Here is a 23,563-nt window from a genome sequence, read left to right as displayed (position 1 = left end):
CTTTAACAAAGTATGCTGATATAATACTATTAAATTAATCTCAAATTGACTTATTTTATTGGTTTTTGGTTGATTGTTTAAAATCATATTCAAATATATTGTATAAAGAATATGATTTATATAGTGTTTGATAATTCATATGAAAAGAGGGTAGATAGTATGAAGTTGATATGGTTAATAGTAGCAGTCTTATTTGGAATAGCAGAAATGTTGACTCCAAGCTTAACACTAATATGGTTTAGTGTGGGAGCAGTAATACTTATATTTTTAAGTACTTTTATAAAGAGTATATTTTTACAAGTTTTAATATTTGCTGTAATTTCTATAGCTATGTTAGTTGTAGCTACTAAGAAAATTGTAAAAAAAGATAAAACTTATAAATCTAACACCAATTTACAAGCAATGATATCTAAAAAAGGTGTTGTTACAGAGGAAATTTCTCCAAATCAAACTGGTTTAGTTGTAGTTGAACATGAAACATGGACTGCTATTTCTATAGATGATGAAAAGATTGATAAGGGTTCTACAGTAGAAGTATTAAAAATAGAAGGGGTAAAACTAGTTGTTAAAAAAGTAAATTCTGCAACTAGTGTGACGAATCAATAAAATAAAAGGAGGATATATTTATGGGCATGAAAGTTGTTTTAAGTATTGTATTAATAATAGTAGTAGTAGCAATAAGTTTAACTTGTATAAGAGTAATAAAACAATCTAAAGTAGGTATAATAATGCGACTTGGTAAGTTTCAAAAAGTGGCTGAAACAGGAGTACATTTCTTGATACCATTTTTAGATAAAATGGCATATGTGATTGACTTGAGAGAAATTGTAATAGATTTCCCACCTCAGCCAGTTATAACTAAAGATAATGTAACTATGCAGATTGATACAGTTGTATATTATAAAGTTACAGACCCAGTTAGATATGTATTTGAAATAGCAAATCCAATAGCTGCTATTGAAAATCTAACAGCTACAACTTTAAGAAATATAATTGGTGAACTTGATTTAGATGAAACACTAACATCAAGAGATATAATAAATGTAAAAATGAGAACAATCCTTGATGAAGCAACAGATAAATGGGGAATAAAAGTAAATAGAGTAGAGTTAAAGAACATAATGCCTCCTCATGATATTCAAGTTGCGATGGAAAAGCAAATGAGAGCGGAAAGAGAAAGAAGAGAAGCAATACTTCAAGCAGAAGGTAATAAGTCAGCTGCTATATTACAAGCAGAAGGAGAAAAACAATCTGCTATATTAACAGCAGAAGCAAGAAAAGAAGCTATGGTACGTGTAGCAGAAGGAGAAAAAGAGTCTGCTATATTGGTAGCAGAAGGTGAAGCTGAGGCTATAAGACAAACAGCTATTGCTAAAGCACAAGGTGAAGCTGAAATGATTAAAAGAACTCAAATGGCTACTGCAGAAGGTTTGAAATTAGTATTTTCAGCTATGAAAGAGTCTGACATTGACAATAATATCTTAGCATTAAAATCTATGGAAGCACTTGAAAAAATGGCTGAAGGTAAGTCAACAAAATTGGTTTTACCTTCAGAAGCAGTTAATTTCTTAGGAACATTCAAAGGAATAAAAGAAGTCATGAGTGATGATAAAAATGATATATTAGATGTAAAAGATGCATTTAGTGGAAATGATTCATTAAAAAAATAAAAGAGTTTTTTTATAGTAGGAAGGAAATGGAAATTAAATGTCGAATTAATTAAATATAGTATAGAATGCACATTGAAAAGAAGAAGACTTATAGTTTTTTAGGTCTTCTTCTTTGTTTTTATTTATAAAACGCGATTTTAAAAATAAATTAACAGAATTTTTATACAATTTACCCTTTACTAATGTAAAAAGTGTTATATAATATTAAATAAAACATATAGGAAAAGAAAGTAACTTTAATTTGGATATTTATATTGATAACATATATAGTTATAAAAATATCAAACATAATGAATATGTCTAACAATAGAACTAAAATTTTATAATTCAATGATTTAATCATAGATGAGCAAATAACAAAAAATAAAATTAGCTAGTAATTATTTAAAGATTTTTAGATAATCATGTCATATTATGTTCTATTATTATCAAATCAAAAAAGCATAAAAATTTAAGTACGTTTGTATGATATAAATTGATTTATAAAAAATATTTTTTATATCTATAAAATAAATGTTTATATTATTTTCTAACTAGGAATTGAATATTATAAGTACTATAGCACTTATGGAAAATAATGTATACTTCAATAAAGTAATTATGGGGTATACATTATAGAAATTGTATAGTTTATATTATTTTACTCTTATTACATTATCATTTGGGCAAAATTTATACACAACATTTATTGACTAAAAGTTTATAAAGGTAAAAATGCAATTATAAATATTAATTACTAGATGAGGGGAGTGTCATTAAATGAAAAAAGAGATGTTAGCTATGATTTTGGCAGGGGGGCAAGGTTCAAGACTTGGAGTTTTCACAAAGAGAATTGCAAAACCAGCTGTATCATTTGGAGGAAAGTACAGAATTATTGACTTTGTTTTAAGTAATTGTTCAAATTCTGGTATAGATACTGTAGGTGTTTTAACTCAATATAGACCACTGATATTAAATTCTCATATAGGTATGGGAAGTCATTGGGATTTAGACAGAATAAATGGTGGAGTATATGTATTACAACCATTTATGAATGAAAAAGAGGGAAATTGGTATAATGGTACAGCACATGCTATATATCAGAATATGGATTTTGTAGATACCTATAATCCAGAATATGTATTAATATTATCTGGTGACCATATATATAAGATGGATTATAGTAAAATGCTAAAATTTCATAAAGAAAAAGGCTCTAAGGCTACGATTGCAGTAATTGAAGTACCTTGGGATGAAGCTTCTAGATTTGGCATAATGAATACAAATGAAGATTCAAGTATTTATGAATTTGAAGAAAAGCCAGGTGAACCTAAAAGTAATTTGGCATCTATGGGAGTATACATATTTGATTGGAAAATGTTGAGAAGTTATTTTAAAGAAGCAGAAAAAAATTCAGATATAAATTATGATGATTTTGGAAAGAATTTAATACCTAAAATGTTAGAGGATAATGTTGGAATGTATGCATATCCATTTAAGGGGTATTGGAGAGACGTAGGAACTATACAAAGTTTATGGGATGCAAATATGGATATAATTAAATCTCCAGAAACACTGGATTTATCAGACCCTAAATGGAAGATATATACAAATACAATGGCAATGCCTCCTCAATATATAGGCAAAAGTGCAAATGTTCATAGATCAATGATAGCTGATGGTTGTAGAATTTTAGGAGAAGTAGGAAACTCTGTATTATCACATGGAGTTGTTGTTGGAAAAGGAAGTAAAGTAATTGATTCAGTAATCATGCCAAATGTTGTAATAGGAGAAAATGTAACTATAGAAAAAGCTATGATAGGTGAATGTGCAACTATAAATGACAATGTTCAGATAAAAAATGTAAATAATGAGATAAATGTAGTTTCTGAATATGAAAATATAGAGCCTAGATGCGTATTAATAGAAGGAGGTCTTTAAGATGAGAAATGAATGTTTAGGTATAATAAATTTAAACAAAAAAGGAGACCCTGCAATAAATAAACTTAATTATGGAAGACCGATAGCTTCTACACCAATAGCTGGAAGATATAGAATAATAGACTTTGCTCTATCTAATATGATAAATTCAGGAATCACAAAAGTTGGAATATTCGCAAAAGAAAAGTATAGATCATTGACAGACCATATAGGTAGTGGAAAAGATTGGGATTTAAGTAGAAAAAAGGGCGGTTTATCAATTTTTAGCCCAGAAAATACTAAGTATAGAAATACTTACTCACATAGAGAAGGAGATATATACACAATACTAGCTAATCTTGATTATATAGAGAAAAGTGAAGAAGAATACATTTTAATAGCTCCAAGTTATATGTTATGTAACCTAGATTACTCTCAGGCTTTGGAGTACCATAAAAAATCTCATAATGATATAACTATAATATATAAAAATGTAAACAATGCAAATAAAGATTTTGCTGGTAATCTAACCTTAAACTTAGATAGTAATAACAGAGTAATAAATGTAGGAAATAATTTAGGAAAATTCCCTAGAGCAAATATATGTATGGAAACATATATTATGAAACGTGAAGATTTTGTAGAATGTATATATAATATTGTAAATAAAGGGAATTATTGTTATTTAGAAGAGTTCATTGTTGAAGAAGCAGAAAATATGAAAATAGGAGCTTATGAGTATACAGGATATTTGAAATGTGTAAATTCTGTTGAATCATATTTTCAAATGAGCAAAGATTTATTAGAAATAGAAGTGGCTGATGAATTACTGTATTCTGAAAGAAAAATATTTACTAAAGAAAAGAATGAGTCACCTACAATTTACACAGATAGTGCAAAGGTAGAAAATAGTTTTATAGCATCAGGTTGCTTAATAGAAGGTACTGTAAAAGATAGCATTATATTTAGAAAAGTTAATGTTGAAAAAGGAACAGTTATAGAAAACTCAATAGTAATGCAAAATTGTGTAATAAAGTCAAATGCAAAACTATATAATGCAATACTAGATAAAAATACAAGTGTATCAAAAGGAAAAGAGTTAAAAGGAGATGAAAAATATCCTATTGTAGTAGAAAAAAATACGAATATATAAAAATATTTTTTAGAAGGGGGAATAGCTAGTGAAGGTTTTTTATGTAACAGCAGAGTGTTGGCCCTTTGCTAAAACTGGAGGATTAGGAGATGTATCTTATGCATTGCCTAAAGAATTAAAAAAAGAAGGTGTAGATGTAAGGGTAATAATGCCTAAATATTCAACTATACCAAGTTATTTAAAAGATCAATTAAAAGAAATAGCCGTTTTTAGTGTACGCGTTGGATGGAGAAATCAATATTGTGGTCTTTTAGAAATGGAACTAGATGGTGTTAAATTTTATTTTATAGACAATGAATTTTATTTTAGAAGAGAAGATGAGAGAAAGAGTATTTATGGGTATGGAGATGATGCAGAAAGATATACATTCTTTACAGATGCTGTCTTAGAAGCTATAAGTAGAATTGACTTTTATCCAGATGTAATACATATAAATGATTGGCACACAGGTATGTTACCATTAATTTTAAAAGAGAGATATGCAACCCTTGAGGGGTATAAAAATATAAAAACTATGTATACTATACATAATCTACAATATCAAGGTGTATTTGATAAGTATGTCTTAAATGATATATTAGATTTACCTGAAAAATATTTTGATAATGGAGATATAGAGTATTATGGTTCAATAAATTTTATGAAAGCTGGAATAAATTTTGCAGATAAAGTTATAACTGTTAGTCCTACTTATGCAAATGAGATACAAACATCTTTTTATGGAGAACAATTAGATGGTTTACTTAGAAAGGAATCAGGCAAATTAAAAGGGATATTAAATGGCATAGATTATGACCTGAATAACCCTGAGAAAGATAAGGATATATTTGTCAATTACAATGTAAATTCTATTGAGAAAAAATTGGAAAATAAATTAAGATTACAAGATATATTAGGATTAAAAAAGGATTCATCTATTCCATTAATAGGGATAGTTTCAAGACTAGTTTCTCAAAAAGGATTTGATTTAATAGCCTATATGATGCCTGAGCTTATGAGGGAAAATTTACAAATTGTCATTTTAGGAACTGGGGAACATCAATATCAATCAATGTTTAATTATTATGATTCTAATTTTTCAGATAAAGTATCTGCTAGAATTACATTCAATGCATCGTTGGCTCAACAAATTTATGCTGCAAGTGATATATTCTTGATGCCATCACTATTTGAACCTTGTGGTATAGGTCAAATGCTAGCTATGAGATATGGTTCTTTACCAGTAGTTAGAGAAACTGGAGGACTTAAAGATACTGTAATACCTTACAATCAATTTACTGGAGAAGGTAATGGATTTAGTTTTAAAAATTACAATGCTCATGAGATGTTTTTCTGTTTGCAAAATGCAATTAAAGTTTTTAAAGATAAAGAAAAATGGATTAAAGTAGTTGAAAATGCAATGAATACTGATAATAGTTGGAAAAAATCAGCTAAGGAGTATATAGAAACATATAGAGACATATGTGATTAAAGGAGTGGTTTTTTTGGTAACAATAAGCAAAAAGAAATTCAAGCAAAAATTTGAAGTGAAAATGTATAGCTTATATGCACAGTCTATCAAGGAAGCTACTGATGAACAATTGTTAAATGTATTATGTAGTCTACTGAAAGATGAAATAGCAAAAAAATGGGTTGCTACGAAATTAGATAAGAAAAAAGAGGTTTATTATTTTAGTCTAGAGTTTTTAATAGGAAGACAATTAAAATCTAATTTACTAAATTTAAATATTGAAGAAGAAGTTAGAGAAGGATTACTAGAATTAGGAATTAACTTAGATGATTTAATCAAAGCTGAGGTAGACCCAGCTATAGGGAATGGTGGTCTTGGAAGATTAGCAGCATGTTTTTTAGATTCTATGGCATCTTTGAACATAAGTGGTCAAGGATATGGAATTAGATATAAATATGGTTTATTTGAACAAAAATTTGTAAATGGTTATCAGGTCGAAGTACCTGATAACTGGCTTACAGAAGGACGTTATGCATGGGAAACTGTAAGACCAAATGAAGCGACGATGGTAAAGTTTGGTGGAGAAGTAGAGTTGATTAAGGAGGGAAACCATTTAAAAGTAGTCCATAAAAACTATCTTCCTGTAATGGCAATGCCTTATGATATACCAATAATCGGATACCAGAATCAGTGTATCAATACTTTAAGATTATTTAAAAGTGAGATACCAAAAAGAGACTTTGGAGAACTTACTTCAAATGCTCTAAATTATTCAGGAAGTTATGAAGAGGCCCTAAAACACAAGTACTATACTGAAGAAATTTCACAGGTGTTGTATCCTGATGATTCAAATTATGCAGGAAAATTATTGAGACTGAAGCAAGAGTATTTCTTTGTAAGTGCAGGTGTACAAGATATAATAAGGAAGTATAAAAAGAATAAACTAAACATCAGTAATTTATTTGATAAGGTGGCAATTCATATAAATGATACACATCCTACCTTGTGTATACCAGAACTTATGAGAATTTTACTTGATGAAGAAGGCTTATCTTGGGATGAAGCATGGCAGATAACTAAAAAAACAGTATCTTATACTAATCATACTATAATGTCAGAAGCAATGGAAAAGTGGCCTGTAAGTATGATAAAAGAGTTATTACCAAGAATTTATATGATAATAGAAGAAATAAACAGAAGGTATGTAGAAGAATTAAATAATAAAGGATATGACCAAGATAAAATAAGAAGAATGAGTATAATAGACTGGGACAACATAAATATGGCAAATTTATGTATTGTAACAAGTCACAGTGTAAATGGAGTTGCTAAGCTTCATACTCAAATTCTTGAAACAGAAGTTTTAAAAGATTTTTATCAAGACGAACCAAATAAATTTAACAATAAAACTAATGGAATTGCACATAGAAGATGGCTTATAAGTTCAAATCCGCAACTTAGCAATTTAATAACAGATTTAATTGGTGATTCATGGAAAACAGATACTTTACAGCTAAAGAATATTGAAAAATTTAAAAATGATTCTTCTGTTTTAAAAAGACTTGATGATATAAAATACAATAATAAAGTAAATTTAGCAAATTTTATAAATGATAAATACGATTTAAATATCGACCCTAATTCTATATTTGATGTTCAGGTTAAGAGGTTGCATGCTTATAAAAGGCAGCTATTGAATATTTTTAATGTACTCCATATGTATCATGAATTACTTGACAATCCTAATTTAAATATTGACCCAAGAACTTTTATATTTGGAGCAAAAGCTGCACCAGGATATTATTTAGCCAAGTGCATAATTAAATTTATAAATTCAGTTGCAAGTACTATAAATAATGATGTTAGAGTAAAGGACAAGTTAAAAGTCGTATTTATAGAGAACTATGGTGTATCATTAGCAGAGATAATAATACCAGCAGCAAATGTGAGTGAACAAATTTCAACGACAACAAAAGAAGCATCAGGAACAAGTAATATGAAGTTTATGATGAATGGTGCTATAACTTTAGCAACATTAGATGGTGCAAATGTAGAAATATGTGAACAAGTAGGAAAAGAAAATATGTTTTTATTTGGACTTAGTGCAGAGCAAGTACTTAATTATAATAAGTTTGGTGGATATTCTTCACTTGATTTGTATCATTCTAACATGGATATAAAAAGAGTAGTAGATGACTTAATAAATGGATTTATTCCTAACCTAGGTGAAGAAGGTAGAAGTATTTATAATTCACTTACCACTTACAATGATGAATACTTTGTATTGAGGGATTTTGAAAATTATGGGCAAGCTCAAGCAAATATAAACAAACTATATCGTGATAAAGAAAAATGGAATACAATGTCTTTGGTTAATATAGCTAATTCAGGATTTTTTTCTTCTGATAGAACAATTTCTGAATATGCAAAAGACATTTGGTTTAAAAGGGTGTGATTATAAATGCAAAACATAATAGAATATAACTCTTGGGATAAAAATTTTAAGGCTCCGTTTGGAGCTTTAAAATTTGATGAAGAATTGATGATTAATGTCAAAGTAAATGAAGGATATAATGTTGAGTCTATTTCCCTAGAAATAAACAAAGAAGATGAATCAAAAACAATAATTTTAAATGAAGAATTAAACAATAATACACTTAGAAAGTATTTTTATTGTAAGGTTGGAAAATTTGATATAACTGGTGTTTATTTTTATTATTTTAAAGTGATTGCTGAAATAAATGGTGAGAAAAAGACTGTATTCTATGGAAAGAATAGAGAAAATGGATACACTTGTGAATATAATTATAATGATATCAATAAATATCAAATTACTGTTTATAGAGACTTTAAAGTGCCAAACTGGTACAAAGAAGGAGTACTTTACCATATATTTGTAGATAGATTTAACAATGGAAATCGTAATGGGAAGGTTGATAATCCTAAAAAAAACAGCTTTATATATGGCAATTGGGACGATATACCTATGTACATAAAGGACAATAGAGGGGATATTATAAGATGGGATTTTCATGGTGGAAATTTAAGGGGAATAATTAATAAACTTGGGTATCTAAAAAAATTAGGAGTGAGTATATTATATCTGAGTCCTATATTTGAAGCTTCTAGTAATCACAAGTATGACACAGGAAATTATAAAAAGATTGACCCTATGTTTGGAGATGAAGATACATTTAAAGAATTAATTGATAAAGCAAAAGAAAAAGATATATCAATAGTACTTGATGGTGTTTTTAGTCACACTGGAGCAGATAGTAAGTATTTTAATATGTATGGAAATTATGATAGTTTAGGTGCATATCAATCAAAAGAATCACCATATTATTCATGGTATGTGTTTGAAGAATTTCCTCATAAATATAAAAGTTGGTGGGATATAAAGACCTTGCCAAATACAAATGAATTAGAAAAAAGCTATATGGATTATATAATATATGACAAGGATAGTGTCATAAACAAATGGATGAATATGGGGATTAAAGGATGGCGATTGGATGTTGCAGATGAACTGCCAACTGAGTTTATAAGAGAGCTGAGAAAGGAACTAAAAGAAGCTGATAATGACTCTATACTTATAGGGGAAGTATGGGAAGATGCCTCAAATAAGATTAGTTATGGTCAAAGGAGAAGCTATTTATTAGGTGAAGAATTAGATTCTGTTATGGGATATCCATTTAGAAATAATATGTTTTCATTTTTAAAAGGAGAAATTAATTCATATGAACTTAGCAATAAATATATGCAAATTAAAGAAAATTATCCAGAAGAATCATTTAAGTCTAATTTAAATTTAATTGGAACACATGATGTCACAAGAGCTAAAACTGAATTAAATAATGATATAGATTTGATGAAACTTGCTGTAGCTACGCAGATGACCTTTGAAGGAGTACCATATATATACTATGGAGATGAGGCAGGTCTTTGTGGAGATGTAGACCCAGACAATAGAAGAACATATCCATGGAAAAATGAAGATGAAGATATGTTAAATTTTTATAAAAATATTATAAAAATCAGAAATAAAAATAAAATTTTAAGTTCTGGAGAAACAGAATTCATATATACTAAAAATGACAATGTGTTTGCATTTATAAGATTTAATGAATATAATGATAGGATACTGATTTTAATAAATAGAAGTAACAATCCTGAAAATATATCATTAAATATAGAAGGTAACTTTATAGAGGAAATACCTATAAAGTATAATCTTAAAAATATAAATAAAAATATACAGATAGAAAACAATGAATTAAAAATCCATATGGATTCTAAATCATTTATTATTTTTAGTGTATTTTAAGTATAATAATTTAAGTTAAAAATAAAAATGTAGCAAAAATTTTGATTTATCAAAGGTTTTGCTACATTTTTGTTTTAAATTATCATAAAAATTTTAGTATTTCAAAATATACAAAGAAGTGTAAAAAATATAGAAGTTATGATATTATATAGATAAGTAAGATAAAACAAAACCTCTCTACTGAAGTTGTAGGGAGATTTAACTTTTATAATCTTAATATGGAGGAGTGTCTTATGAAAGTAGATCCACTTACAACTCAAGTCTATGACTATATATCAAAAAAAATCCAAAATGGAGAGTATGAAGCTAATCAGAGAATTACTGAATCTGAAATTTGTAACTCTATTGGAGTTAGTAGAACACCAGCAAGGGAAGCACTAACGAGGTTGGCAGGTGAAAATTTACTAGAAAAGATACCTAATAAGGGATTTGTGGTAAAAGAGTTTCAGGAAAAGGAAAAACTAGACACATACTCTGTAATTGGTATGTTAGATGCGTTAGCAGGCTCTTCATCTTTAGAAAATTTAACTGAATCAGATTTAATAAAAATGGACGAGTTAACAGAAATGATGGCTATCTCTATAAAGTATAAAAATTACAATAACTACTTAAAACTAAGCAATGAATTTCACGATATATACATAGCAAAATCAGATAATCAGGTGTTAATAAATATGTTGAACTCTCTTAGATATAATTTTATGTCAAAGTCATATACTAGCGACAATGAAGAAGAATTGTATAAAATGCTAACTTACAGCAATAATCAACATATTGAGGCAGTGAAGTTTATGAGAGCAAAGGATTCAGAAAATGTTGAAGCAATTTTAAGAAAACATTGGAAAACGATACCTATAGCAGAGATGGAATAAGAGAAGCTTTTAAAAGCTTCTCTTATTTTTTTATAATTCTATCATTATTTTATTATTTTTAATATATAAATATCAATATAAAATTAATTAAAAATACAATTAATTTTATATTGATATTTATAGGTTAATGTAGTACTATTTTAATGCAAAATATAAAGGGAGGGGATAATATAAAAACATATTTTTCAATAGGAGAAGTGTCTAGACTTTTTGATTTATCAATAAAAACTCTAAGATACTACGATAAAGTAGGTATATTAAAACCAGCATATGTAAATCAAGAAAATAAATATAGGTATTATTCAAGAGAACAATTTATGAGTATAGATGTAATTAAGTACTGTAAGATTATGGGGATGGCTCTTGAAGATATAAAAAAATTAATTGATTCAGACAGTTCAATTGATTCTATGATGAATACAATTGATAGACAAAATAAAATGATAGAAAATAAAATAAAAGAACTATCAGATGTGAAAAATTATCTAAATGATATAGAATTTAAAGTAAATGAATTGTTAAAATATGATTTAAATAATGTATTTATAAAATACAATAAAGAAAGAAAAGTAAATGTATATAAATGTAATTCAAAGGATGAAGTGGAACTTGAGATGTATCTGAGACATATTATTTTACACATTCAAGATAAGTATAATGATGTATATCCTATAATCTCAGGTAGTATTTCATATGAGAAAGTAATCAAAGAAGGTAAAGCATTATTATATGATGATATAGTAGATTTTAAAGAAAGAGAAGAATATGAGAATGAGCATATTTTACCAGCAGGTGAATATTTAACAATTATATATGATGATAATTGGAATAATGCCTATGATTATTATCAAAAAATAATAGATTATGCAAAGAATAATAATATAGAACTTGTTGGAAATTTTAATGAAATATGGATGCTTTCCAGAGTAGATTCAGATACAAAAGAAAAGACATTGGTTCAATTAGAAATAAGAAAAAAATAGTATACAAAAAAACTTGACTCTACCCTCAGAGGATAGATTAGTATTTTATATAGTGAAATAATATTTATTATAATAATCTATGGGAGGGAGATTTTTAATGGCAAAAAAATTTTTAGAGTATGCTATACCATCAGCTCTTGCTATGTTTGTATCATCATTTAATACAATATTAGATGGAATATTTTTGGGAAAAGGACTAGGCGATTCAGCACTTACAGCTGTTAGTATAGTAATGCCTCTTGTAATGGTATTTTTAGGATTATCCAGTTTAATGGCAGTTGGAGGAGGAGTACTAGTTTCCAAAAAATTTGGTTCTAGAGATGATGAAAGGGCTGTAAATATATTTAGACAAGTGATAAAAATCTTAATAATAGGTAGTTTATCTCTTACAATAATTTGTATACTTTTTTCAGAGCATATAGTTAGAATTATGGGAGCAACAGAAAATTTAGTAGGATTATCTTCTGAATATTTAACATTTTATGCTATTTTCTGTCTACCAAATTTGCTAGGTCTTGTTTTTTGTAGTTTTTTAAGAAATGATGGAAGACCAAAACTTGCTATGATAGCTACTGTGTCAGGAACAATATTTCATATAACTTTAAATTATCTATTTATATTTAAGCTTGGATTTGGTGTAAAAAGTGCAGCAATTGCAAGTGGCTTAGGTCAACTATCCACACTTTTAATAATGTTACCTCATTTTATGTTTAAAAAAGGTAAGTTATCTTTTGGTTCAGCAAAGATAGAAAAGGATGTTTTAAAAGAATTATTTAATATAGGATTTCCCTCATTCTTTGCAGAGAGTGCTTTTTCAATAATTATACTTGCACATAATATAGTTTTGACAAGAGTTGTTGGAGATGTAGGTCTTTCTGCTTATGCTGTAGTAAACTATGTAACTACTAATATTTATAATCTCTTAATGGGTATAACTTTAGGTGTTCAACCACTTATAAGCTATAATTTTGGTTCTAAAGAAAGTAAAAAAATGTTAGGCTATTATAATATGGCAACAAAAATGAGTTTCTTTGTATCTATAATGTTTACAGTAATATGTTTTTTATTTGGAAAAGAAATTATAAAAATATTTACAAGTGATAGAGAAATTATTTTAATGGCCTATGTTGCACTTAATATGGCTAATTTAGCCTATCTTATGATTGGGAAGAATTTGACAACTATGATGTATTATCAGGCGATAGAAATGCCAGTACATTCTAATATTATAGGCGTTTTACGTTCAATCCTACTGTTGCCAATTATACTACTTGTTTTTTCTAAGTTATTTGGAGTAAATGGAATATGGGTAAGTATGGCTGTTTCAGAACTTTTAACAGTTATAATTATGAGTAAAGTAGCAAATATAAAGGAATGTACAAAAAATGCTATAAGTCTATAATGTTATGATACTATAAATCTAGAGTAGTGAATTTATTTACTACTCTATTTTTGTTTGCATAAATAGAATTTATTCTATAGTATTAGATTAAATTTTAATAATTTTTATAAAAAATTTAAATCTACAAATATGAAAATTATTTAGTTACACTAAACTATGGATTTTAATATATAAAATAAAAATAGTATAAAAGTTTAGTAATAGAATACATACTAATTAAAAATATTAAACTTAAAGCGTTAGTAAAACTTGAAAAAAATAAAAATAAGAAATTGACTAAAAATAAGAAAGTTTACAAATACTAATTTTAAAAAAAATTAATATAAACAATAAAAAATATAAAAGTTTATAAATATTGATAACACTAAGGTATAGGTTTTTGATATGAAATAAAAAAACACTTGTAAAAATACTTGTTTGTTAATATAATAAATATCATGAGTTTAATAAAAGTAAAAATAAAAAATAGAAATAATAAATAAAAACAATGAAAATATTAGAATATAGAGAGGGGATGAATTTAAAGTCATGGACAGTGAGTTCGCAAATGCAGTTGAATTGAGCTATGAATGTGCTCCATTATTGGAATCATTAAAAGAATATTCAAAAAGAGATATAGCTTGCTTTGATGTACCTGGACATGTGAAAAATAGAGGTGTAGATATATTAAATAAATATCTAGGTGAAAATCTCATGAAAATGGATATAAACTCATCACCCACTATGGATAATGTATCTAATCCAACTGGAGTCATAAAAAATGCACAAGATTTATTAGCACAGGCTTATATGGCTGATGAAGCATTCTTTATAACTAATGGTACTACACAAGCAATACATGCAATGATTTTAAGTGTAATAAATCCAGGAGAAAAAGTATTGCTACCAAGAAATATTCATAAGTCAGTAATAAATGCTTTAATACTTTGTGGAGGAATACCAATATTTATACAACCAGAATTTGATGAGCAATTAGGTATAAGTTTAAATATTACTATTGAGAAAGTTAAAGAGGAAATAGAAAAAAACTGCGATATAAAAGCTTTATTTTTACTTAATCCAACTTATTATGGTGCTTGTGCAGACCTTGAGAGCATCATAGAATTATGTCATAAAAATAATCTTTTAGTATTAGTAGATGAAGCTCATGGTGCTCATTTTCCATTTCATTTAGATTTACCTCCTTCTGCAATAAGTTTAGGAGCAGATATGGTGGCTGTAAGTATACATAAAACTGGAGGAGCATTGACACAATCTTCAGCACTTTTATTGAATAGAGAAAATATAAGAGTTGAAAAAGTACTTCAGTCAATCAACATGTTACAGTCTACATCTGCATCTTATTTACTTATGGCAAGTATAGATGGAGCAAGAGTTAACCTAGTTGAAAATGGAGAAGAACAATTATCAAAAGCATTAAATTTATCTAGATATGCAAAAGCTAGATTAAATAAAATAGATGGAATAGATGTTTTGTCTACCGAAATATTAAAAAGAAAAGGTGTTAAATTTATAGATGAAACTAAATTATGTATAAATGTAAAAGGGTTAAATTTAACTGGTTTTGAAGTGTATGATTTGTTGTATAAAAAGTTTTCAATTCAAGTAGAACTAGGCGATTTGTACAATATCTTGGCACTTGTGTCTATTGGAACCAACAAATCAGATATTGACAGATTGGTTAAGGCTCTTTCTATAATTGAAAAAAATTATAGAAAAGAAACCAAGTTAAATGAGTTTAATATGATTCAAATAAATCCAACTATTGAGCTTAATCCGCGAGAAGCTTTTTATGCATCTAAAGAAAGCATAGATATTAAGTCATGCATAGGTAGAATTTGTGGAGAATCAATAATGGCATACCCACCAGGCATACCAATTGTTACTCCAGGAGAATTAATAACAAAAGAAATTATGGAGTATATTGTTTTTTTAAAAAAGAGTAATGCATATTTGACTGATATGCAAGATAAAAACTTAGATACAATACTCGTTATAAAATAAATTGTGTTATTGGATAAATACAATAGTACATATAAATATGTAAAAGGAGTTGGGATTGAAATGAAATTTGAAACACTAGGAAGACATATACTAGTAGAATACTATAACTGTGATGAGAGTATACTTAAAGACCCACATCTTATAGAAAATTTTATGAATGATTCAGCATTAAACGCAAAGGCTACAATTGTTGATTCTGTATTTCACCATTTTAATCCTTGGGGGGTTTCAGGTGCTGTAATAATTGCTGAATCTCATTTGACAATACATACTTGGCCTGAATATGGTTATGCAGCGGCGGATTTTTTCACTTGTGGTGATATAGACCCATGGAAAAGTTTTGAATTATTGGAACAGCTTCTAAAATCAGAAAGAAGTGAGTCCACAGAAATTCCAAGAGGATTGACAACAAAAATAAAAAAATATTCAAAAAAAGATTTAGGTAAAATCACTCATAAACCTGAAGCAGTATAAACGTAAAATAGATAAATGAAAGTGAGGATTATTATATGGAACTTTGGTATACAGAGGAATGGACAAAAAATGTAAGATTTTCTATAAAAGTAGATAGACATTTGTTTGAAGGAAAATCTGAATTTCAAAGAATAGATGTGTTTGATAGTGAGGAATTTGGTAAGTTTCTGACAATAGATGGTTTAATGATGGTGACATATAAAGATGAGTTTATATATCATGACATGATAACTCATGTTCCTATGGCTACAAATCTAAATATTAAAAAAGTCTTAGTTATAGGTGGTGGAGATGGCGGTACAGTAAGAGAGTTAAGTCGTTATCCTAAAATAGAAAAAATTGATATGGTTGAAATAGATAAAATGGTTGTGGATGTGTCTAAAGAGTATATAGATATATGTTCGTGTAAATTAGATGATGAAAGAGTAAATTTATATTTTGAAGATGGAGTTAAATTTGTTAAGGAAGCTTATGACAAATCTTATGACCTGATAATAGTAGATTCAACTGACCCAATAGGACCAGGAGAAGGACTTTTTTCAAATGATTTTTATAGAGATTGTTATAGAATACTAACTGATGATGGAATTTTGGTAAATCAAAGTGAAAGTCCTTATTTCGAGTTTAATGCTAAGGAAATGAAAAGAGCCAACGATAAGTTAAAAGGGATATTTCCAATAGCTAAAGTTTATCAAGCACATATACCAACATATCCATCTGGACATTGGTTATTTGGCTTTGCTTCAAAAAAACTAGACCCAATAAAGAATCAAGATAGAGATGGCTGGGAAAAATTAAATTTAAAAACGAAGTATTATAATAGTGATATCCATTTAGGTTCATTTATGTTACCTCAATATGTAAAGGAGATGCTAAATGAAGAGTAATTTCTATCATATAAATACATTTATGGGTATGGATAAAAGTTATGAAGAATCAAATCTGATAGTGTTTGGAGTAGGGTTTGATGGAACTACTTCAAATAGACCTGGAGCTAGATTTGCAAGTAGCTCAATGAGAAAAGAATTTTATGGTCTTGAGACATATAGTCCTTTTTTAGACTTGGATTTAGAAGATTATAATATATGTGATTATGGAGATTTGGAAATTAGTGTTGGAGATACAGAACAAGTTTTGAAAGAAATATATGATGAAACTGCTAGTATAGTTGAAGATTTAAAGATTCCATTTATGATTGGTGGAGAACATCTAGTTACTTTACCAGCCTTTAAAGCAGTTTATGAGAAGTATAATGATGTGTATGTAATTCATTTTGATGCTCACACAGATTTAAGAGAAGAATATAATAACAGTAAAAATTCTCATGCAACAGTAATTAAAAGAGTATGGGATATTGTTGGAGATGATAAAATATTTCAATTTGGAATAAGGTCTGGAACAAGAGAAGAATTTAAGTTTGCAATAGAACAAAAACATACCTATATGGAAGTCGGTGGAATAAATACATTTGAAAAGATAATTAATAAATTGAATGGGAAAAATGTTTATTTAACTATAGATTTAGATGTGTTGGATGCATCTGTATTTCCAGGAACAGGCACGCCAGAACCTGGTGGTATAAATTATAGAGAATTTCAAGATGTTTTTAAGATTATAAAAAAATCTAATATAAATATAGTTGGTTGTGATATTGTAGAGCTTAGCCCTGATTATGATACGACAGGAGTATCAACAGTTATAGCATGCAAAGTATTGAGAGAATTATGTTTAATAATATCAAGTAAATTTAGGTAGAGAAGTCTGTATAAATAATATACTATAAAATAAAGAAGTTACTTTAAATAAGTTGTTTTAAGCTTAGCACTTTTTTAAGGTAACTTCTTTATTTTTTAAACAATAAATTTAAACAATAAAAAAGAGCCTTATGTAGCTCCTTTTTCTAAAATATATATATTTAAATTAAATAATTATATTCTATTTACGTTTTCAGCTTGAGGTCCTCTATTACCTTGAGTTATATCAAAGCTAACCTTTTCGCCTTCTTCTAAAGTTTTGTATCCATCAGTTTGTATAGCTGAGAAATGTACAAAAACATCGTCTTCTCCTTCTACTGATATGAATCCAAATCCTTTTTCACTATTAAACCATTTTACTATTCCGTTTTTCATTATAAAAAAACCTCCGCTTTATTAAAAAATACAAACTAAATAAATTAAGTCTGTTCTATTAATATAGCATAAATTTTAAAAAAAAGCAATTGAAATTTTAAAAAAAGTTAATCAATTTTATAATTTAAAAAAATTTATTAAAAAATATATTAATAATGAAAGAAAATAAAATAGAAATCTGAGAGAGTCTGGTAAATTTAATATCAAAAAATGTAATATATAAATTGAAAAATAAAAAATAAAATTTAAAAAAATAATAAAAAATATTATAAAATAGGTTAAAAATAAAATTTAAAAATAGTGAAATTTCAGAAATATCACTATTATTATATAATAAAATAAAAAAACAATATATGAATTCGATAAAATAAAAATTAAATATATAATATTTTACATATATATTAATAAAAGGAAATATTATGCTATAATAATACCGTATAAAATTATTTACGGGGGTGGTATTAACATGTTTCAATTTGAAACACAAATACACAAATTAAGACATGATGTTTTAACTGCAATAGCTAGGCTTGGAAAAGAAGATAACCTTACAAGAGAAGCAATGGATAATATTCAATATGAAATAATAAAAGGCGAGAAACCTACATACAGATGTTGTGTTTATAAAGAAAGAGCTATAATATCTGAAAGAGTAAATGTAAGTATGGGACTATTGCCAGGTCAAGATAAAATAGATTTAGATACAATGGATGTAGGAGAAGATGAACAAATAATATATATTTTAGAAGCAGCATGTGATAGTTGCCCAATAAATGAATTTACAGTAACTGATATCTGTAGAGGTTGTTTAGCACATAGATGTAAAGAAGCTTGTAAATTTGGGGCTATTACACATGTTGGAGGAATGGCTTATATAAATCATGAATTATGTAAGGCTTGTGGAATGTGTAAAAAAGCTTGTCAGTATGATGCCATCTCAGAGGTTGTAAGACCATGTAAGAGCGTATGTCCAACTAATGCTTTAGGGTTTGATAGAGAAAATATGAAAGCTATGATACATGAAGATAAATGTTTAAACTGTGGTGCTTGTATGTCAGCATGCCCATTTGGAGCGATATCTGATAAGAGTTTGATAGCTCCAGTAGCTAGAAAATTAGTACAAAAAGAAAAAATGTACGCAGTAGTAGCTCCAGCTATAACAGGTCAAGTTGAAGCAAATGTTACATATGGTCAAATAAAAAATGCTATAAAATCATTAGGTTTTGTCGATGTACTAGAGGCAGCTTGTGGAGCAGATGCAGTTACAGTTCATGAAAGTTTAGAGTTTGCTGAAAGAATGGAAAAAGGAGACACTTTTATGACAAACTCTTGTTGCCCAGGATTTGTTGGTTACATAGAAAAGACATTCCCAGACCTTGTAGGAAAAATATCTTCTACTGTATCTCCTATGATAGCTAGTGGAAGATTTATAAAAAATTATGAACCTGATGCAAAAGTAGTATTTATAGGTCCTTGTACAGCTAAAAAGAATGAAGCAGCTAAAAAGGAATTAAAAGGAGCTGTTGACTATGTACTAACTTTTGAAGAAATAATGGCACTATTTGAAGCCTTTGATATAGACTTAGCTAAGTGTTCAAATGAAGATATAGATGATGCATCAATATTTGGAAGAGGCTTTGGTGCTGCTGGCGGACTTACAAAAGCTATAGAAAATTATCTTGCTGAAAAAGGTATTGGAGTTAATTTCGAACCTGTAAAAATTTCTGGTTCAAGAGAGATTAAGAAGACAATTACTATGGCTAATTTAGGGAAATTAGAAGGAAACTTTATAGAAGGTATGATGTGCGAAGGTGGATGTATTAATGGTTCTGGTAAGTTCTTACTAGGAGCAAAAGCTAAAGCTACATTTGATAGAAAAAATTCTCAATCAACTAAGAAAAGTGTTTTAGCAAATACAAAAATAAAAGATTTTAGTGATATAAATCTAGAAAAATAAATCTATAGATAATCATAAAAAATATAGATGGAGAATAGAGTTGTTCTAAGTTGTAATTTAACATTAGGATAACTCTATTTTTATTTAGATTTATATCAAGATGTTTAAGTACTTAAAATAAAAATTAGATATATAATATTTTGTATATAACTTAACAAAAACTATGCCTGTGTTATAATAATTTATGGAAATAAATAAAAAATACAATATACATAATAGTATAAATATAGGTGAAATAGGTGATTTATAGGGAGGAGTACTTATGTTTGAGTTCGAAACACAGCTAAAAAGATTAAAACATGAAGTTTTAACAGTTGTAGCAAAGTTATCAATTGAAGAAAATTTAACAAAAGAAAATATAGAAAAAATTCCATATGAAATAATTAAAGGAGAGAAAGCAAGATATAGATGTTGCGTTTATAAAGAGAGAGAGGTAGTTCTTGAACGAGCACAGCTTGCACTGAGTTTGACACCAAATGCTAAATATGAAAATATAAATCCAGATTCAGTAAATTTAGGTTCTAATGAGCAAATTATGTATATAGTAGAAGCTGCATGTGATAGATGTCCAATAAATGAATTTACAGTAACAGAACTTTGTAGAGGGTGTTTGGCACATAGATGTAAAGAAGCTTGTAAGTTTGGAGCAATTTCTTATATAAATGGAAGAGCTTATATAAACCATGATTTATGCAAAGCTTGTGGAATGTGTAAAAGTTCATGTCAATATGATGCTATCTCAGAAGTTGTAAGACCATGTAAAAGTGTATGCCCAACTGGGGCGTTAGATTTTAACAGGGATACTATGAAGGCTATGATACATGAAGATAATTGTATAAATTGTGGTGCATGCATGTCAGCCTGTCCATTTGGAGCAATATGTGACAAGAGTTTGATAGCACCAGTTGCAAAAAAACTTGCAAGAAAAGAAAATATGTATGCTATAGTAGCTCCAGCAATAACAGGTCAAATTGATAGTAATATTACATATGGACAATTAAAAAATGCTGTAAAATCACTAGGATTTATAGATATGATAGAAGCTTCTTGTGGAGCAGATGCAGTTACAGTTCATGAAAGTAATGAATTTATTGAAAGAATAAAATCTGGAGATAAGTATATGACCAATTCATGTTGTCCTGGCTTCTTTAAGTATATAGAGAAGATGTTCCCAGATGAAGTTGATAAAATATCTTCTACAGTATCACCTATGGTAGCCACAGGAAGATTCGTAAAAAAATTTGATTCTGATGCTAAGGTAGTATTTATAGGTCCATGTACTGCAAAAAAGAGTGAGGCAACTGAGGAATGTTTAAAAGATGCAGTAGATTATGTACTTACTTTTGAAGAATTAATGGCATTATTTGAAGCTTTTAATGTAGATTTGTCAAAATGCTCAAATGATGATATAAATGATGGTTCAATTTTTGGAAGAGGATTTGGAGCATCTGGTGGGCTCACAAAATCAATACAAAATTATATTGCTGAAAAAGGTATCAGTTTTGATTTTGAGCCTATAAAAGTTTCTGGACCAAGACAAATTAAGAAAACAATGACAATGGCTAAATTAGGTAGATTAGAAGGTAATTTTATAGAAGGAATGATGTGCGAAGAAGGCTGTATTAATGGAGCTGGTAAGTTCTTATCAGGTGCAAAAGCTAAAAATACTTTTGATAGAAAAAATGGACAGTCAACTAAGAAGAGTGTTTTATCTAATGATAAAATAAAAGAGTTTGAAGATTTAAATTTAGAAAGATAGTATTAATTAATATTTTAAAAAATACTTAGTTACAATTATAAAACTAAACTATTTGTTATATTTAATGCCACAAATATGCCTAGAATTTGCCCTTTTTCTAGGTGTATTTTATTATGTCAGCATTGCTATACTATAAATATGTAATAAATAAAATTTATAGGAGCTTTTGGATGAAGAAAATAATATTAAAAGACATCATGTTTTTAATTACAACAGTATCTTTGATTGCAGTTCTATTGATTGTAGTAAATGTAACTGCTAATGGTAAGACAGAGTCAACAAGTAAATCTTATTTAGATAGTGAGAAAAATAGTATGAGTCAAAATAATATTCAAAATGATATAGGAAATACTGCATTTAAAACTACTATACTAAATACTGGAAAGTCAGATTGCATATTAATTGAGATAGGCAAAAAAGCCATAATGATTGATACAGGAGAAGATAAAGATGGTGAACAAATAGTTAATAAGTTAAAAGAAAAAGGAATAAATACACTTGATTATCTAATTTTAACTCATTTAGATAAAGACCATATAGGTGGAGTTGATAGTGTGTTGTCCAGTGTTAAAGTGAATAATTTAATACAAGCAAATTATAAAAAAGACAGTAAACAATATGATGAATATGTTAACTCACTTAAAAAAACTGGTATAGAGCCCATAATATTGAAAGAAAAAATGAATATTGTAGTTAATAATGCAAATATAAGCATACAACCAGCTTTAAAAAGTGAGTATGAGAGTTCAAACGATTACTCAATAATCACTAGTATAAATTATGGCACACACAATTTTTTATTTGCAGGAGATGCAGAAGAAGAACGTTTAGCTGAATTTATAAGTGAAAATACTTTAAAATACGATTTTGTGAAAATTCCTCATCATGGAAGGTATGATAAATTAAGTGAAGCATTTTTAAAATCTATTTCACCAAAATATGCTGCTATTACTTGCTCACAAAAAAAAGAACCTGATAAAGAAGTATTAGAAATATTAAAAAAATTAGATATAAAAACTTTTCTTACTTAATAATGGAGAGATAGTTATAGATAGTGATGGAAATAAATTAAGTGTAAGTCAATAGTGTTTTCTGAAAAATTGTATAAAAAAATTTAAAAAAATCATTAGCAAATATAAGACCTTAAACATAGTATATTTTAGGAGCTGAAACTCCACATACAAAATAACTAGGAGGTAACATATTATGTTGGATAGATTTTTTGGTGAAGGCGGATTTGGCGGATGTGCTTGGTGGATAATAATATTATTTTTCTTATTCTTAGCATTCCAAGACTGTTGGGCTGAGATGGACTTATGTGCATGGATACCTTTCTTAATATTATTATTAATACTTTGCGAATGTGGTGACGGTTTTGATGGAGGATGTGGATGCTAAAAAAATCAATTTAAATGATTTAAAAAAGCTTATGGTGGGTATAAACAAAATACCAAACCAATCACAATCTAGTGTTTGAAGGTAGT

The 23,563-nt window shown here is 27.8% G+C and carries 18 protein-coding genes and 1 pseudogene; 18 read left to right on the top strand and 1 reads right to left on the bottom strand.

The window, feature by feature from the left end; all coding sequences use genetic code 11:
* Positions 1-159 precede the first annotated feature (159 nt).
* The 14 genes from IC174_RS11575 to speB all read left to right on the top strand — a co-directional run bounded on the left by IC174_RS11575 (position 160) and on the right by speB (position 17,989).
* The gene (locus IC174_RS11575; protein WP_227436772.1) at positions 160-606 is read left to right on the top strand and encodes an NfeD family protein; all 447 of its coding nucleotides are present in this window, start codon (positions 160-162) and stop codon (positions 604-606) included.
* A 20-nt stretch (positions 607-626) separates the two neighbouring features.
* A complete protein-coding gene (locus tag IC174_RS11570; RefSeq protein WP_227436770.1) occupies positions 627-1,670 on the top strand; it encodes an SPFH domain-containing protein in 1,044 nt (347 codons plus the stop codon).
* 759 nt (positions 1,671-2,429) lie between these two features.
* On the top strand, positions 2,430-3,590 hold the full coding sequence (locus IC174_RS11565) for a glucose-1-phosphate adenylyltransferase (protein WP_227436768.1): 1,161 nt from the start codon (positions 2,430-2,432) through the stop codon (positions 3,588-3,590).
* 1 nt (position 3,591) lies between these two features.
* Positions 3,592-4,722 (top strand): glucose-1-phosphate adenylyltransferase subunit GlgD, encoded by a 1,131-nt coding sequence (gene glgD / locus IC174_RS11560; RefSeq protein WP_227436767.1) that lies wholly within the window; start codon positions 3,592-3,594, stop codon positions 4,720-4,722.
* A 28-nt stretch (positions 4,723-4,750) separates the two neighbouring features.
* Positions 4,751-6,193 carry a glycogen synthase GlgA gene (gene glgA / locus IC174_RS11555; protein ID WP_227482954.1) on the top strand — a complete coding sequence of 481 codons (1,443 nt, stop codon included), beginning with the start codon at positions 4,751-4,753 and terminating at the stop codon, positions 6,191-6,193.
* Positions 6,194-6,206: 13 nt separating this feature from the next.
* Entirely contained in the window at positions 6,207-8,627 is a 2,421-nt protein-coding gene (locus IC174_RS11550; protein ID WP_227482953.1) for a glycogen/starch/alpha-glucan phosphorylase, read from the top strand.
* 6 nt (positions 8,628-8,633) lie between these two features.
* Positions 8,634-10,499, top strand: coding sequence for a glycoside hydrolase family 13 protein (locus tag IC174_RS11545; protein ID WP_227482952.1), 1,866 nt, complete (start codon positions 8,634-8,636; stop codon positions 10,497-10,499).
* 233 nt (positions 10,500-10,732) lie between these two features.
* A complete protein-coding gene (locus tag IC174_RS11540) occupies positions 10,733-11,371 on the top strand; it encodes a GntR family transcriptional regulator (RefSeq protein WP_227436760.1) in 639 nt (212 codons plus the stop codon).
* A 143-nt stretch (positions 11,372-11,514) separates the two neighbouring features.
* Complete coding sequence (locus IC174_RS11535) at positions 11,515-12,354, top strand: MerR family transcriptional regulator (RefSeq protein ID WP_227436759.1); 840 nt, start codon at positions 11,515-11,517, stop codon at positions 12,352-12,354.
* 97 nt (positions 12,355-12,451) lie between these two features.
* Positions 12,452-13,756, top strand: a complete 1,305-nt coding sequence (locus IC174_RS11530) for an MATE family efflux transporter (RefSeq protein ID WP_227482951.1) — start codon at positions 12,452-12,454, stop codon at positions 13,754-13,756.
* A 528-nt stretch (positions 13,757-14,284) separates the two neighbouring features.
* Positions 14,285-15,760, top strand: a complete 1,476-nt coding sequence (locus IC174_RS11525; protein ID WP_227482950.1) for an aminotransferase class I/II-fold pyridoxal phosphate-dependent enzyme — start codon at positions 14,285-14,287, stop codon at positions 15,758-15,760.
* Between the two features lie 60 nt (positions 15,761-15,820).
* Positions 15,821-16,234: an adenosylmethionine decarboxylase gene (gene speD / locus IC174_RS11520; protein ID WP_227436754.1), complete on the top strand. Its 414-nt coding sequence runs from the start codon at positions 15,821-15,823 to the stop codon at positions 16,232-16,234.
* Between the two features lie 35 nt (positions 16,235-16,269).
* Positions 16,270-17,121, top strand: a complete 852-nt coding sequence (gene speE, locus IC174_RS11515; protein ID WP_227436752.1) for a polyamine aminopropyltransferase — start codon at positions 16,270-16,272, stop codon at positions 17,119-17,121.
* On the top strand, positions 17,111-17,989 hold the full coding sequence (gene speB / locus IC174_RS11510) for an agmatinase (RefSeq protein ID WP_227436751.1): 879 nt from the start codon (positions 17,111-17,113) through the stop codon (positions 17,987-17,989). Before speE ends, speB begins: the two co-directional genes overlap by 11 nt.
* 173 nt (positions 17,990-18,162) lie before the next feature.
* Here speB and IC174_RS11505 read toward each other — a convergent pair whose 3' ends face one another.
* Positions 18,163-18,363, bottom strand: coding sequence for a cold-shock protein (locus IC174_RS11505; protein ID WP_227436749.1), 201 nt, complete (start codon positions 18,361-18,363; stop codon positions 18,163-18,165).
* Positions 18,364-18,829: 466 nt separating this feature from the next.
* Here IC174_RS11505 and IC174_RS11500 point away from each other — a divergent pair, with 466 nt between their 5' ends.
* The 4 genes and pseudogenes from IC174_RS11500 to IC174_RS11485 all read left to right on the top strand — a co-directional run bounded on the left by IC174_RS11500 (position 18,830) and on the right by IC174_RS11485 (position 23,477).
* On the top strand, positions 18,830-20,320 hold the full coding sequence (locus IC174_RS11500; RefSeq protein WP_227482949.1) for a 4Fe-4S dicluster domain-containing protein: 1,491 nt from the start codon (positions 18,830-18,832) through the stop codon (positions 20,318-20,320).
* A gap of 262 nt (positions 20,321-20,582) precedes the next feature.
* Positions 20,583-22,079 carry a 4Fe-4S dicluster domain-containing protein gene (locus IC174_RS11495; protein WP_227436744.1) on the top strand — a complete coding sequence of 499 codons (1,497 nt, stop codon included), beginning with the start codon at positions 20,583-20,585 and terminating at the stop codon, positions 22,077-22,079.
* A gap of 170 nt (positions 22,080-22,249) precedes the next feature.
* A pseudogene (locus tag IC174_RS11490) lies at positions 22,250-23,165 on the top strand (ComEC/Rec2 family competence protein).
* Between the two features lie 120 nt (positions 23,166-23,285).
* Positions 23,286-23,477 (top strand): hypothetical protein, encoded by a 192-nt coding sequence (locus IC174_RS11485; RefSeq protein ID WP_054272897.1) that lies wholly within the window; start codon positions 23,286-23,288, stop codon positions 23,475-23,477.
* Positions 23,478-23,563 lie beyond the last annotated feature (86 nt).

The organism is Clostridioides sp. ES-S-0001-03 (assembly GCF_020676075.1).
Classification (GTDB): domain Bacteria; phylum Bacillota; class Clostridia; order Peptostreptococcales; family Peptostreptococcaceae; genus Clostridioides.
Note: the sequence above shows the minus strand (reverse complement) of the source record. Positions and strands in the feature narration are given on the sequence as shown.